This window comes from Desulfonatronum sp. SC1 (assembly GCF_003046795.1).
Taxonomy (GTDB): Bacteria; Desulfobacterota; Desulfovibrionia; order Desulfovibrionales; family Desulfonatronaceae; genus Desulfonatronum.
The window spans coordinates 132,787-146,772 of the sequence record NZ_PZKN01000002.1 but is presented as its reverse complement, the minus strand read 5'-3'; the positions used below and the strand labels follow the sequence as shown (position 1 = coordinate 146,772).

General features: G+C 57.1%; 12 protein-coding genes and 1 tRNA gene. 11 read left to right on the top strand and 2 right to left on the bottom strand.

Annotated elements, in window-relative coordinates:
• Nucleotides 1-2 precede the first annotated feature (2 nt).
• Nucleotides 3-920, top strand: coding sequence for a diguanylate cyclase (locus tag C6366_RS02020; RefSeq protein WP_107735678.1), 918 nt, complete (start codon nt 3-5; stop codon nt 918-920).
• 232 nt (nt 921-1,152) lie between these two features.
• On the opposite strand, the gene C6366_RS02015 is transcribed toward C6366_RS02020, so the two are convergent.
• Nucleotides 1,153-1,848, bottom strand: coding sequence for a PHP domain-containing protein (locus C6366_RS02015; protein WP_107735677.1), 696 nt, complete (start codon nt 1,846-1,848; stop codon nt 1,153-1,155).
• A gap of 116 nt (nt 1,849-1,964) precedes the next feature.
• On the opposite strand from C6366_RS02015, the gene C6366_RS02010 reads away from it, so the two are divergent.
• Both C6366_RS02010 and C6366_RS02005 read left to right on the top strand, forming a co-directional pair.
• On the top strand, nt 1,965-2,867 hold the full coding sequence (locus tag C6366_RS02010) for a DMT family transporter (RefSeq protein WP_107735676.1): 903 nt from the start codon (nt 1,965-1,967) through the stop codon (nt 2,865-2,867).
• A 76-nt stretch (nt 2,868-2,943) separates the two neighbouring features.
• Nucleotides 2,944-3,020: transfer RNA gene (locus tag C6366_RS02005), tRNA-Arg, on the top strand.
• A 355-nt stretch (nt 3,021-3,375) separates the two neighbouring features.
• Here the strand turns inward: C6366_RS02005 and C6366_RS02000 are convergent.
• Nucleotides 3,376-4,299, bottom strand: a complete 924-nt coding sequence (locus C6366_RS02000) for a lysophospholipid acyltransferase family protein (RefSeq protein ID WP_107735675.1) — start codon at nt 4,297-4,299, stop codon at nt 3,376-3,378.
• A 267-nt stretch (nt 4,300-4,566) separates the two neighbouring features.
• Here C6366_RS02000 and C6366_RS01995 point away from each other — a divergent pair, with 267 nt between their 5' ends.
• From C6366_RS01995 to fliS, 8 genes are all read left to right on the top strand, one after another.
• Nucleotides 4,567-6,327: a hypothetical protein gene (locus C6366_RS01995; protein WP_107735674.1), complete on the top strand. Its 1,761-nt coding sequence runs from the start codon at nt 4,567-4,569 to the stop codon at nt 6,325-6,327.
• Nucleotides 6,327-7,403, top strand: a complete 1,077-nt coding sequence (gene gcvT / locus C6366_RS01990; RefSeq protein ID WP_107735673.1) for a glycine cleavage system aminomethyltransferase GcvT — start codon at nt 6,327-6,329, stop codon at nt 7,401-7,403. Before C6366_RS01995 ends, gcvT begins: the two co-directional genes overlap by 1 nt.
• A 21-nt stretch (nt 7,404-7,424) precedes the next feature.
• Nucleotides 7,425-8,207 carry a 16S rRNA (uracil(1498)-N(3))-methyltransferase gene (locus tag C6366_RS01985; protein WP_107735672.1) on the top strand — a complete coding sequence of 261 codons (783 nt, stop codon included), beginning with the start codon at nt 7,425-7,427 and terminating at the stop codon, nt 8,205-8,207.
• Between the two features lie 41 nt (nt 8,208-8,248).
• Nucleotides 8,249-9,136, top strand: a complete 888-nt coding sequence (locus tag C6366_RS01980) for a hypothetical protein (RefSeq protein ID WP_146164742.1) — start codon at nt 8,249-8,251, stop codon at nt 9,134-9,136.
• On the top strand, nt 9,133-10,350 hold the full coding sequence (locus C6366_RS01975) for a replication-associated recombination protein A (protein ID WP_107735670.1): 1,218 nt from the start codon (nt 9,133-9,135) through the stop codon (nt 10,348-10,350). The genes C6366_RS01980 and C6366_RS01975 overlap by 4 nt, the downstream gene beginning before the upstream one ends.
• Before the next feature lie 294 nt (nt 10,351-10,644).
• Nucleotides 10,645-11,613, top strand: coding sequence for a flagellin (locus tag C6366_RS01970; RefSeq protein WP_107735669.1), 969 nt, complete (start codon nt 10,645-10,647; stop codon nt 11,611-11,613).
• 153 nt (nt 11,614-11,766) lie between these two features.
• A complete protein-coding gene (gene fliD / locus C6366_RS01965; protein ID WP_107735668.1) occupies nt 11,767-13,440 on the top strand; it encodes a flagellar filament capping protein FliD in 1,674 nt (557 codons plus the stop codon).
• A 56-nt stretch (nt 13,441-13,496) separates the two neighbouring features.
• Nucleotides 13,497-13,979 carry a flagellar export chaperone FliS gene (gene fliS, locus C6366_RS01960; protein ID WP_107735667.1) on the top strand — a complete coding sequence of 161 codons (483 nt, stop codon included), beginning with the start codon at nt 13,497-13,499 and terminating at the stop codon, nt 13,977-13,979.
• The last annotated feature ends 7 nt before the right edge of the window (nt 13,980-13,986 follow it).

Sequence of the window (13,986 nt, the reverse complement as noted above, 5' to 3'; positions counted from 1 at the left end):
GCATGTCCGAATCCCAGGAGTTCCGATCCGTATTGATCGTGGACGACGTTCCCGTCAACATCCAGGTGCTAGCCGAAGCCCTGCGAGCGGACTACCGGGTGCGCATCGCCGCCAACGGCCCAAAGGCTCTGGCCATTGCCGCGTCCGACGACCCGCCGGACATCATCCTGCTGGACGTCATGATGCCGGAGATGGATGGATACGAAGTCTGTCGGCGGCTCAAAAACGTCCCGGAAACAAAGAACATTCCCGTTATCTTCGTCACGGCCAAAAGCTCCAGCGAAGACGAGGCCCTGGGGCTGAATCTCGGGGCCGTGGACTATATCTCCAAGCCGTTCAGCATCCCGGTGGTCAAAGCCAGGGTGCGCACCCAGATTCAGCTAAAAATTCGTACGGAAATGCTCGAAAAATTGGCCTTGGTGGATGGGTTGACCGGAATCGCCAACCGCCGCAGTTTCGATCAAAGCCTGGAGCATGAATGGAAGCGCGCATCCCGAAACGCCCTGCCCATCAGCGTGGTGATGGTCGATATCGACCATTTCAAGCACTATAACGATAACTACGGCCACGGAGCCGGAGACATCTGCCTGCAGCAGGTGGCCGGGGCGTTACGCTCCGTGGTTCAACGCCCGGCGGACATGGTCGCCCGCTACGGCGGCGAGGAGTTCGCGGCCCTGCTCCCGGAGACCGACTCCCAGGGGGCCGAGAGAATCGCCTCGGCCATGCGCGAGGCCGTCGCCAACCTCAAGCTCCCCCACGCGCACTCCCCGGTCGCGAACCACGTGACCGTCTCCCTGGGCCACGCCACAGGCTTCGCCACCGTGGACACTTCCCCCTTGGCCCTGGTGGACGCCGCGGACGGTGCTATCTACAAAGCCAAGGACACCGGCCGCAACCGGGTTCAGGCCGCGGCGAATTAAGATCGGTTTTTTTCGAATTATTCAGCTCGTCCGCGACATTTCGGACTGGATAGCCGGAAACGCATCGGCCTTCGTCGGTATATGACTAACAGGGAAACGACATGGTACGAGACGTCATGCCGGCGTAAGCCAGCATCCAGGTCTTTTCTCTGGCTTTGCTAAGTGGTTACGGCTTTCCTTAAACAAGAGCTTGAACTTTTACGGGTCAGACCGTTTGCGAATTTAAAAAAATTCACAAGTTGAGGCCCAGGAGGGCATGTCTGGCGAGCCGTTGGCGGTCCTGCAATTCAACGGGGTGGCTGCTCTTGAAAAGACGGGCAAGGGCTGTCTCGTCCGACGGAGGGGAGACGCCGGTCAATTCATTGGAAATCAGGCCGATACTGTCTTCGTCGTGGCCGTCGGAGTTATACACCGGAATAAGGTTGTACGCTTGTAAAGAGTGTTCGTAGAGGGCATGGTCCGCCGACACGAGCTTGGTGGGGTGCGCTACGGCATGGTCGCGCAGGATGTTGATTGACCGCATTTCCATTCCGTCGCAACAACCCAGAATTTGCTCCAGTTCGGGGGTTGAATACGGCTGGTAGCGAAAGGCGTGCGCGACGAAGAGAAACGTGTTGTCGCGCTCAGGGGCGACGAGGCGGTTAAGTTCGGAGAGGGAGAGTGGCGGAACGGAGCGATCCAGCAAACGAGCCCCGAACGCCACGACATGATACCCTTCCGTCAGTTCGATTTCGATTCCAGTGTAAAGCTTTAACTTCGGATTTGCGGACTGCAGGGCGTCGAGGCTGTCCTGATCCCAGTAGACGCCGTGTTCCGTAAAGAGCAGGGCGTCCAGCCCCCTGGAAACGGCTACTTCACACGCGGTTTTCGGGCTGACGAGAGAGCAGCGGGAGTGTGGGCTTGTATGGAAATGACAATCAATACGCATAATAACGCGGCAGACCCGGAGGCTCGGGCGACCATGATGATTAAAGAGATACTTGAAGGACTAAATGAGTGTCCAGGGCGGCGCTATGCTGACGACGCGAAAGGCGATGACAAGCAATGACGCCGGTGGAATCCAAGGCAGGCTACGCCTATGTTCTTCTGGCCGCAACTCTCTGGGGGATGATCGGCCCCTTGGCCTTGCTGGCATTTCAGCAAGGATTGACGCCGCTGGAGGTGGCCTTCTGGCGAGCGACCCTGGGAGCGTTGCTCTTCATGATTCATGTCTCGATTTGCGGACAGTGGCAAGTCCATCGTGCCGATCTACCTGCTTTTTTCTTCTTCGGCCTGGTTTGCGTCGGACTGTTTTACGGCGCATTCCAAAAGACCGTGGATCTTGGCGGCGCTTCCGTCGCCGCGGTTCTGCTTTATACCGCGCCGGCCTGGGTGGCCTTGCTGGCCTGGCTATTTCTCGGGGAAACACTGGGACGCATCAAGATACTGGCCGTGGGCCTGACGTTGTTGGGCGTCCTGGGAGTCAGCCTCGGCCCGGACGGCATGACCGCTCTGCGTGACGGTCTGTGGAGTCCGGCGGCGGTGGGGTATGGTCTGCTTTCGGGATTGACCTATGCCCTCTACTATATTTTCGGAAAGAGATACTTGAACAAGTACTCCGCGGCTACTGTGATGGTTGTCGCCTTGCCCATCGGAGCCATGGCCCTGTATCCTTTCGTGACCTTTCACGAGAAGACGTTTGTCGCCTGGACGGCCTTGTCCGCTCTGGCCCTTGTTTCCACCTATGGAGCCTTCCTGGCCTATTGCGCGGGACTCCGCCGCCTGGAAGCCACTCGGGCCTCGGTGGTGGCCACGTTTGAACCCGTCGTGGCCGCGTTGGTCGCCTTTGCGTGGTGGGGCGAACGATTGGGCTATCTCGGTATTTTGGGAGCAGCGCTGATCATTTTCGCCGTCTTGCTCATGGTCCGGGCCGAGAGCGAGACACGAAGCAGCTGCGCCCCACGCTGACTATCAGGTCCAGTCAAGACAAACGCATCGCCGCCCTTGACCAAGTCCAAGAACTTACAGTAAATATAAACCCTTTGCGCCAGTAGCTCAGTTGGATAGAGCATCGGCCTTCTAAGCCGAGGGTCGGGGGTTCGATCCCTCCCTGGCGCGCCAAATAAAGTCAAGGAGTTACAGCTTTCAGCTGTAACTCCTTTTTTGTTTTCTGGCCAAGCGGTGACAGCCAGTCCTATGCTCATTAACTCCGGGCAGAGAACTCGCCAACGCGGCACGCAATTCGTCATACCGGCACAGGCTGGTATCCAGTCAACATGTAATCCGCAGTTACAATTCCCATTCTCCAGCGTGGAAACGATCAACAGGCCGAAGAGGACCCTGATAAAAAGTTCAAGCAGGAATCTTCTCACAAACAATGAATAATCTTAAGGGATGGATTTGTGGCTCATAATGTAAATTATGTAAACTTTGATGTGTGTTGAGTTTTTCAACGTGCTTCGGAGGGACTGGCGTCCTACCCCTCCGTAGATGAATCGTAGCCCCCCGCCTCGTTCTCCTCTCCTTCGGGACGCGTTTTCCAGCGCCTGTGCATCCAGAACCATTGTTCAGGATAACGACGCACCATTCGCTCCACGGCCTGGGTGTAGAACCGGGCAATGGCTTCAACTTTTTCATGGCGATCTCCGGGTATGCTCTGGACGTCCAACGGCGCTTCAAAAACGAGTCGGAACTTATCCGAAGGCTCACGAACCAGAAAAGCCGGCCAGACCAAGGCCTTGGCCCGCAAGGCCAGCAAGGCCGGGCCGATGTTGACCGCGGCTTCTCGTCCCAGAAACGGCAAAAAAACCGCTTCTTCCCTCCGGCAATTGTGATCCACGAGAAAGCCACTCAAGCCATTTTGCTTCAAGTTGCGCAATACCTTGGGCACGGCTTGTTCGTGCTCGACGACGCGCACCGTCGGTTGGCTGCGCATTCGCCGAATGACGGAATACAAATATTGATCGTGGGTAGCTTTGACGATCACTTGCTTGTGTTCCTGGGGGGTTATCAGGTGCAGCAGCCCACTTATAAGTTCCCAGGCACCGAGGTGCGCCGTGGCTGCCACGCAGGGCCGCCCCCGCAGTTTATCAAGGGTTTCTCGGAAGAGTTCCGGATCATCGATAATCAACCTATCCCGGACGAACCGCCAATCGATCCTGCGGCACAGCAGGATTTCCAGAAAAGATCGGCCGTTGTGTAGAAAGCTGTTTCGAGCCGCGGCTCTTGCCTGGGCTGGGTCCAGCCCCAGACGTTCCATGATGGCGGTCGTGGCCAGCCTGCGTCGTGACGGCACTAAGGCCCAAATCAGTCGGCCAAGGCCTGCGCCCATGACTTGAACATGCCGAAAGTCAGCGTGCTGCCCAAGGGCGGCCAGTGTTTCATAAAGGATCGTGCGCATGCGTATTATTTGTGTTTTGCTTTAGGTATTGGATTCAATAGTTTGAAAAATATAATTATATTGATGCTGGTGTCGGGACAAGCCTGCTGGGAGGACAAATCGGCCCTGCGAGTGACACGGCCACATGTTGTTTTTTAACAAAAACTCGGATAATCTTTCAAAATGTATACGAATTGCATGGAAGGCACATGAGAATGAAGCAGTTAAGAGAATGAAGCAGTTAAAGCGCCTCTTTTTTCTCCACCACGATCAAACGCCCTTCTCGCCATGAGCATTATCTGGGAGCAGGCGTTTTCTCAAGCCCAGGATATTGCCTGGGCCGACCCTTGGACGTTCGAAGGCCTTCCGGAGTTCGGCACCCTTTCCGATTTGCGCCGTTTTCTGGACATGGTGCATGTCAAGTATTGCTTGATAAAACCTTATTTTGAAACGACCAATTACCCTCTTGTCGAAGCCAGGGAACTCCTTCCCTCCTTTGACGTAGACATCTTCGAATACAAGCATTTGCCCGGGTTCAGCCTGGTGGCTCTGGCCAGACCCCTCTCCTATTTCCAGGAAATTTTTCAATTCGACATCCTGCACTCCCCTTTTGAACACCTGGATCAGGACGATCAGTCCGTCTGCCCCCTGGAAATCCAGATCTCCCGCCAAAATCAATTGGCCTTCCAAAACCGCCTGCCCAGGCAGATGCACGACGAGTTTCAGTTCTATTTCTCCGAGCAGAATCTGACGGCATTGGAGCATTACCCGCGGGCGCTGTCCTTCCTGCTGCGCATGGAGCGCGGGCATGTTTTCTCCCAGCTTCCTCAAGGACCATTTATCTTTTCGGGAATCAACGCCTCCTTCCCTTCAGACCTGGACACGGAACTGAAACGCTTTGGCTTGCGCATCGGCAAGTTCAAGGTCGGCGACAACCGTTGCTACGAACGACACCGCAACTTCGTCTATCAATTTTTGATGGAATTGTACGGATTTGCCATTGTTTCCGAGCGCAGAACCTCATCCGCCCTGTTCGCGCGCCGTCTCTTCAAACTGAGCGAGGATTTCCTGATTCGCGTCCTCGGACAGTCGGACCGGACCATCACGACATTGCACTCCTCGCCACAGGCCAAATCCTATCCGCATGTGGACAAGATCGCCCTGGTCCGGATCGACCCCGACCAGGTTGACCTGATCAACCATCTTGGAGACCAGGGGGCTTTTGTCGACGCCCAAAAACAGGTCGTCATCCTGAGGGTGACCTACCGCCAGCATCGCTACGACCGAAACAACGTCCGCCAGGACCGGGCGCTCTCCGTTCTGCGCCAGGAAATCATCCACCCCCTGACCGGAGAGGTCTGCTGCGAAGCCAACGTGATCAAGGATATTTCCAACATGCTTCTGAAGCTGAACGATATCGTCAAGGGCGAATTCGCCGGGTCGATCCGCTTCAAGAAGCTGGAGGTCGTGGAAAACACGGACACTCATGAAAAACGGCTGAAGTTTCTGTTTGCCTGGCTGTCCAAGCACCAGCGCAGGATCATCGGATACAGCGACGAGTTCTATTCCGGGGTGGTCAAGGTTTTGGACGGGTACCTTTTCGACCCGAACAATACGGATATCTTCAAGCAACACCAGGGGCTGTACACCGATGTCTGGTCGCAGTATTCCTACATCCGGCAAGCCCGCAAGGTTCGCATCCTGGAGGATCTGACCCAGCGCTTCCGCAAGGGCCAGCCTCTCTCCTGGCTGGACATGCTCCAACAGATGAACGACATCCTGCACGACTTCAAATTTGAAATCCATCCGTATTTCGATGGGTTGATGGACAGGGTCGTCAACCTGTGCGAGCGGGTCCTGGGCAATGCCTATCTGAATAAACGCTACGTCCAGCTCAAGGACGACGAAGCCAGCGCCTACGGTCTGCGGGTCAAAACCCAGTTCCGCCGATTGGTGGGATTGCTGGACGAGTTGCGCGGCATTCGCAAGCAACGGCCGGAATCTCGCGATCCCGCGCCGGAAAAAGAAAGAGAGAAAAAGGTTTCGTGATGCTTAAGACGCCACTGCATGCCTGGCACTCGGCCCATCAGGGCAGGATGGTTCCGTTTGCCGGATGGGATCTGCCGGTGCAATACGCCGCCGGGATTTTGGCCGAACATGAACAGACGCGAACAAGGGCTTCCGTGTTCGACATCTGCCACATGGGGGAGTTTCTGGTCTCCGGAGGGGAAGCGGAAGAAGCGTTGGGTCGCGTCGTAACCCTCAATCTTCCCAAACTGCGCCCAGGCAGAGCCGGGTACGGGTTTCTGTTGAACCAACAGGGTGGAATTCTCGACGACCTGATCATCTACCGGCTGGAGCAAACCAGGTTCCTGCTCGTGGTCAACGCCGCCCGGATCGACCATGACCGGGAGTGGATCAAAAACCTCCTGCCTTCCACGGTGGTTCTGGAGGACGTTTCGGAGCAGACCGCGAAGATTGACCTGCAAGGTCCGCTTTCCCTGGAGGCGCTGCAAAGCGTCGTGCCGGGGGATTGGCGGGACTTGGGATATTTCTCCTTTCGCCACCACCGGTTTCAGGGCGAAGACGTTCTGATCAGCCGGACAGGGTACACCGGCGAGCTGGGGTATGAAGTCTATCTGCCGACATCATCGGCTCTCGCGTTCTGGGAAGCCTGCCTGCAAGACGACCGGGCGCGCCCGGCCGGACTCGGCGCCCGGGATACCCTGCGTTTGGAAATGGGCCTGCCGCTGTACGGCCAGGACCTGGACGAGCATCATACTCCGGCCGAGGCCGGGTACGCCGCCCTGCTCACCTCCCCTACCCCTTATGTGGGCAAGGAACGCCAGATGGACGTCCGGGAGCGCCTGATTCCGCTACTCATCCCCGGCAGGCGTAGCGCCCGCCACGGAGACATGGTCTACAGCACATCCGGAGACGCGCGAGGCCGGGTCACCAGCGGCAGTTTCGCTCCGTCCCTGGGACACGCAGTGGCCCTGGCCTACGTGGACACCCGGTTCGCCGATGATCCGGAATTCATGATCCGGACCGGGAAGGCCGAGTTGCCCGCACGGCGCACCACCCTGCCTTTTTACACTCAAGGGACCGCCCGAATAAAACTATAGGCGGATTTTCCGCACCAAGCCGTGAAATCCCTATATCTAGCCCCGGACCAATGGCGGGAACCGTTTCAACTGGAAGGTTCGGAAGCCCACCATCTGCTCACCGTCTTACGCACTCGTCCCGGAACCACCGTGCGGCTTTTCGACGGTCAGGGACGGACCGGCACGTTTCTCGTGCGAACAGCGGACCGTAAAACGGCCGGCTTGGAACTTCTCGATCAGCAAAAGTTTCCACGTCCGCGACGGGAAATCCACTTGGCCCTGGGCTGGAACAAGGCTTCACGTCGTGGGTTGATCCTGGAAAAAGCCGTGGAGCTGAGGGCCGCGGGGTTGATTTTTTGGCAGGCCTCGCGCAGTCAAGGAAAGGTTCCGGACCAACCCAAGGAGAGCTGGACCGATCTCCTGGTCAACGCGGCCAAGCAATGCGACAATCCCTGGCTGCCCACGATCACCACCATTCCCGGAGGACCCGAAGAAGTGATCCGCCTGTGCTCCAGCTTGTCCAACCACGCCTCTCCCCAAACAACTCCGGAGGCCGGAAAATTTTTGATCTGGGAAAACGCTTCCTTGAGCGGCCTGTTCGATCCCGGACAACTTCCAGGTTCCGACCCCACGGTCCTGGTCCTTGGTCCGGAAGGCGGATTGACCGAAGGCGAAGCGCAAGCCTTTATGGACAACGGCTATCTGCCCCGCTCCCTGGGCCGGTCCACCTTGCGCTGGGAAACCGCCGCCCTGCTCTGCCTCGGGCTTTGCTACTGGCGCATCCAGGGCGAAGCCTCCGAAGCCCCAGAAAATCCTGACGTCTGACACTCCCTTCAACAATCCTTCATCGCCGCGAGCCTGCCCCCATGTACTGTCCAAAATGCAAGCATACCAGTTTCGACCACTTGGCGAATTGTCCCAAATGCGGCTACGACTGGCAGTCGATTCGCACGGACCTAAACCTGAATTGGCTCCAATCAGCCGGACATGAATGGCTGCTCGATTCCGCCTCCGAGCCACCGGAAGCAGAGCCGGAACCGGGGCCTTCAACCAACCCGAAGCCGATGGCTTTCGAACCAGGTGCCGGAACCACCGAACACTTCGCTTTCGAGGAACAAGCGGCGGATATCGCCTCATCGCCGCATAAAAAGTCCCTGATACATGCGGAAACGCCTCCTCCCGTCACAAATCCCGAACTATCGCTTGCCGAAGACATTCCTCCTGTTTCCGAAGAGATTGCCGCTGCTTCCGTTGCCGCATCGAGCCAAGAGAATTTCGAGGTCGCCCCGCTGGATACACGGATCGAGTTGGACGTGACGGAGGATATATCCCTTGAGGCCGCCCCCCCCCATGTTGAAGTCGTTTCAGCCGAAGAAGCCGACGCGGCGATAACCGGCCACGCTGACGACGCAAAACCCGGTTTTTCCAAGGGAGCTGAAACCAACGAAGAAAGCCTGCCAGTCTGGGAGATCGAATTGCCCCAGGATCTGCTGCCCCAAGATTTTTTTCCGGAGCCGGTTGGAGAGGAGCGAGATCCCATGGAGAAGAACGGCGGAAACGAGCCGGAGGCCTTCGAGGTCGCCGGAGATATTGCCTACGATTTCTCAGAGGTGGAAGTGATCGTTCCGGAGCCGGGCGAAAAGGACCAGTCTACTTCCTCTAGCGACACGGCGTCCGATGAAGCGGCTGATCGGGAAGGTGCCGAGGGACCTTCCTCTTCCCCCTTCTCCAGGGACGACAAGGAGGGACGATGAGTTTCCAGCAACCCCTGGCCGCGGCCATCCGGCCGACCAAACTGGAGGACTTTGTCGGCCAGGATCATTTACGGATCAGGCTGCACGCCTTGTTTCAAGCCAAGCGCATGCCCAGCCTGCTGCTTTTCGGCCCTCCGGGCTGCGGCAAATCCACCCTGGCTCTGCTTCTGGCCACCTCCCGCAACAAGCCCTATCTGCGCCTGAGTGCTCCGGAGGTGGGACTGGCCAACCTGCGCAAGAAGCTGGAAAACATGGAAATCCTGGTGCTGGACGAATTGCATCGGTTTTCCAAGGCCCAGCAGGATTTCTTCCTGCCCATCCTGGAGAGCGGGGAAGTCACCCTGCTGGCCACCACCACGGAAAACCCGTCTTTCAGCGTGACCAAGCAATTGCTCTCGCGTATGCATGTCCTGCGCCTGCGACCGTTGAACCGTCAGGAACTGACCATCCTGGCCAATCGCGGAGCCCAAAGCCTCGAGGCCGCCATTCCCGAGACCAGCCTGGAAATTCTTGCCGGTTTGTCCAACGGCGACGCCCGGACCTTGTTCAACCTTCTGGAACTCACCGCGGAGCTGTCGCCGGAAAAATGGGCCGAGGACAAGCTGCGTCAAGCCTTGCCCGAAGTGGTTCTGCGCGGGGACCGGGAGGGCGACTCCCACTATGAACTTGCCTCCGCATTGATCAAATCCATCCGCGGCAGCGACCCGGACGCGGCCCTCTACTACCTGGCTTGTCTCTTGGAAAGCGGCGAGGATCCCCGCTTCATCTGCCGTCGCCTGATTCTCTCAGCCTCCGAGGACGTCGGCCTGGCCGATCCCCAGGCCCTTGGCTTGGCCGTGGCCTGCCAGCAGGCCGTGGAATTCGTGGGCATGCCCGAAGGCTTTATCCCCCTGGCTGAAACCACCGTCTACCTCTCCCTGGCTCCCAAGAGCAACGCCACCTACGCCGCCTACCTGGCCGCCCAAAAGGAAATCCGCGCCCACGGCCCACGGCCCGTTCCCCTGCACCTGCGCAACGCCTCCTCGGCCCTGCAAAAGGAATGGGGCTACGGCCGCGGCTACAAATACCCCCACGCCTACCCCGATGCCTGGGTGGAACAAGACTACCTCCCCGCCGAAGTCAACCTTCGCTTCTACGAGCCCAAACTTCAAGGCCAGGAACCGCGGCTCAACTCCTGGCTGGCCACGTATCGGAAGAAGCGGAAGGTTGGGTGAACAGATTGAGTTTTTAGCGAACCTGCGAAACGGCTTCTTTTTTGCAAATCACTTCCTGCCTTGCCTTCCGGATTATCAGATACGGTAAGCTTTTCCCAAACAACCCTTATGGTGACGGAGAGAGATGATCTGAATATCTCGTGCATTTCGATTCCGCCCTAAAGTTTTTTCTTCATCCGTCGATACAGTAGTCAAATACTGGGCGGCCCCACCCGCGGCGGGTGCGGATCATGTCCATGATGGACGGTTTGACGCCCAGGCAAGGAAGCCAACATATTGCAAGGAGGAAGTGCTATGTTAAGTATTAACAACAATCTCATGGCCATGAACGCGGCCCGAAACCTGGGTGGCAATTATAGCGCTCTGGCCACATCCACCCAACGCCTTTCATCCGGTCTGCGAATCAACAGCGGCGCCGACGACGCCGCCGGTTTGGCCATTCGTGAGTTGATGCGGGCGGAGATCGCCTCGTTGAACCAGGGTGTCCGCAACGCCAACGACGCCATTTCGATGATCCAGACCGCTGACGGCGCCCTGGCCGTTATCGACGAAAAGCTGATCCGGATGAAGGAACTGGCCACCCAGGCGGCCACAGGCACCTACAACTCGGACCAGCGGCTGATCATTGACTCCGAGTATCAGGCCATGGCCTCGGAAATCACCCGAATCGCGAGTGCCACGAAGTTTAATGGTATTTATCTCCTGAATGGGAATTTATCGGGAGGAGGCGTTGCAGGTAGTACGGACGCTGCTGGCAATCCTCACGGTTGGGGGGCAGGGCATATTGGCTCTGGCCTGCAGTCAACAGGCCCCCTGAAAGTACACTTTGGACCATCCAACGACAGCAGCGAAGACTATTACTATATTGCCATCGGCAACTCCACGGCTTCGGCGTTGGGCGTAGGTAATTTTGCTAACAGAGAGCATGTCAGTGGTATCGGCCTTCAAGGGGATGCCGGCTATTCCATATCCACCCAACAGGGTGCCCAGCGAGCCCTGGATGCACTGGAAAATGCCATTCTCTCCAAGGACAACATCCGAGCCAGCCTCGGCGCCCTGCAGAACCGGCTGCAAAACACCATCACCAATCTCCAGATTCAGGCTGAAAACATCCAGGCCGCGGAATCGCGGATTTCGGACGCGGACATTGCCTTGGAGATGACTGCATTCGTGCGCAGCCAGATTCTGACCCAGGCCGGCGTGGCCATGCTCGCCCAGGCCAACTCCCTGCCCAGGATGGCAATGCAGCTCATCGGCGGCTAACCATCAACCAGGGCTTGATCTTCAAGGCCGGGCCCTGTCCCAGGGTCCGGCCTTTTTTTGGTGATGGCGGCCAATCAAGATAATGGCATCGACTTTGCTTGAAATAACATGAGGTAAATCGAACCAGCAACTTTTTCCCAACAAGGTCGCATCATGGATACGGAAGCCCTTATATCAGGATCGATCAACTTCACGGGTCTGGGGTCCGGAACGGACTTCAAAACCATGATTGAGCAGTTGATCAACTTGGAGCGCAGACAAACCGCCCGCCTGGAACTCTGGAAAAAGGAGTGGGAGAAAAAGCAGGAAGGGTTTCGGGAACTGAATTCCAAGATGCTCAACCTGCGGACCAACCTGCAACGCATCAATACCATGGCCAAATTCATGGTCAAGGACGCGGACAGCGTCAACAAGAACGTGCTTACGGCCACGGCCACGGACAAGGCCCAAGTTGGCAGCCATGTGCTGGAAGTTCACCAACTGGCCCAGAACCACATTCGGACCAGCGAAACCTTCAAGCCCAGCACGACCGAGGACATCACCGGGGGCTCGGCCCAGGTGTTCAGCTATTCCTACAATGGCAAAACCAGGATGCTGAACCTGCCGTCCGGAGGCAGCCTGGAGGGCCTGCGCAACTTGATCAATACGGATCCGGAAAACCCGGGTATCCGGGCCAGCATCATCAAAAGCGCGGAAGGTGAGTACCACTTACAGCTTCGGGGCATGGACCTGGGAGCGAGCAAGATGATTGCCATCAACGATACCACCACGGTTCCCGGCTTTACGGACGCAGACTTCAATGAAACCCAAGCCGCGCAGAACTCCAAACTCAAGATCGACGGCTTCCCCCCGGGCGCTGATGACTGGATTGAACGCTCCACGAACACGATATCCGACCTGTTGGACGGCGTAACCCTCAACCTACGTCAAGCCGGCACGACCACGCTGAACATTGCCGTGAACAATGAAAAGGTTCTGGACAATGTCCGGGAATTCGTGGACCAGGTGAACGAGGTGCGAGCCCAGATCACCAAATTGACCAAGGTGGATCAAAGCGGCAACGGATCCATTCTGACCGGCAACTACGCCATCCAGATGATCGACTCGCGGCTGAAGTCCATCACCTCCGTGAAAAGCATTGGCTTTGACGTCAACAACGACGTGTTCAGCTCCCTGGGCATGATCGGGATCACCACGGATGCGGAACAAGGCTCCCCCACGTTCGGCATGCTCAAACTGGACGAGGAAGTTTTGGAGCACTCCTTGCGCAACCGTCCGGAAGCCTTTGCCCGGGTATTCGCGGCGGACTACATCGGCTCCAGCGATTCCCAGGACTTCCGGTATTTATCCAGCATTGACGGGGTGACCAAGGGCGGTGAGTACGTCGTGAAATACACAGTCAGCGACGGCAAGATCATCAACGCGACCATCAACGGCAACCAAGCCAACTACAGCGGCAACGGGGAAATCACCGGCAAGAGCGGCAAGCCGGAGGCCGGTATGGTCATCAAGGTGGACGATATGTCCGTGGATGGGGACTACTCCGGCAAAGTCTTCCTGAAATACGGCAAGATCCCTGAACTTGCCGATGCGCTCAAGGATTTGACGGATATCAAAACCGGACCGCTTAAAATACTTGAAGAGAACTACGACGACATCACCGATGGTATTGATCGAAAAATCGAGTTCGAACAGCGCCGCATCGCCCGCATGGAGCGGGACTTACGCGCTCGGTTCGCTCGTTTGGAAACCTTGCTCGGCTATTACGACCAGCTCGGTGCCTCCATAAGGTCACAGCTTGGGCAGTTGACTTCGGACACGAAGTAATCGGCATTAGCTTTTGCCCATCGTGATATTCTAATCCTCAAGATCTGGAGAAAAGCATGTACAACGCCGCAAAAGCCTACCTCCAAACCCAGGTCACCACGACCAACCCCGGAGACGTTGTCGTGTTGCTCTATGGAGGAGCGATCAATTTCTTGCAGCAGGCCAAGCAAAAGATGAAAGAACGGGATATGGAGCAAAAAGGACTGTTGATATCCAAAGCCCTGGACATCATCGGGGAACTGGACAGCAGCTTGAACACCCAAAAAGGCGGTGAGCTTGGCGAGAACCTGCACAAGCTCTATTTCTACTGCAACACGCGGTTACTAATGGCCAACCTCAAGCTGGACCCCAAGCTCATCGACGAGGTGATCACCATTCTTTCCGGTTTGAAGTCCGCGTTCGAGGAAATCAAAAACCAGAATCCAACTACTTTTTCCTCGACCACCTCCACCATGACCGCCTCTGCCTCCGGCTTCGCTGCTCCGGAGAGGAATACTCCGACCACGACCATGCGCTACGCCAGGAACGCCTACAAGTAATCACCCG

Coding starts and splice junctions, on each gene's coding strand:
- C6366_RS02020 (WP_107735678.1), top strand. CDS start 3: ATGTCCGAATCCCAGGAGTTCCGATCCGTATTGATCGTGGACGACGTT.
- C6366_RS02015 (WP_107735677.1), bottom strand. CDS start 1,848: ATGCGTATTGATTGTCATTTCCATACAAGCCCACACTCCCGCTGCTCT.
- C6366_RS02010 (WP_107735676.1), top strand. CDS start 1,965: ATGACGCCGGTGGAATCCAAGGCAGGCTACGCCTATGTTCTTCTGGCC.
- C6366_RS02000 (WP_107735675.1), bottom strand. CDS start 4,299: ATGCGCACGATCCTTTATGAAACACTGGCCGCCCTTGGGCAGCACGCT.
- C6366_RS01995 (WP_107735674.1), top strand. CDS start 4,567: ATGAGCATTATCTGGGAGCAGGCGTTTTCTCAAGCCCAGGATATTGCC.
- gcvT (WP_107735673.1), top strand. CDS start 6,327: ATGCTTAAGACGCCACTGCATGCCTGGCACTCGGCCCATCAGGGCAGG.
- C6366_RS01980 (WP_146164742.1), top strand. CDS start 8,249: ATGTACTGTCCAAAATGCAAGCATACCAGTTTCGACCACTTGGCGAAT.
- C6366_RS01975 (WP_107735670.1), top strand. CDS start 9,133: ATGAGTTTCCAGCAACCCCTGGCCGCGGCCATCCGGCCGACCAAACTG.
- C6366_RS01970 (WP_107735669.1), top strand. CDS start 10,645: ATGTTAAGTATTAACAACAATCTCATGGCCATGAACGCGGCCCGAAAC.
- fliD (WP_107735668.1), top strand. CDS start 11,767: ATGGATACGGAAGCCCTTATATCAGGATCGATCAACTTCACGGGTCTG.
- fliS (WP_107735667.1), top strand. CDS start 13,497: ATGTACAACGCCGCAAAAGCCTACCTCCAAACCCAGGTCACCACGACC.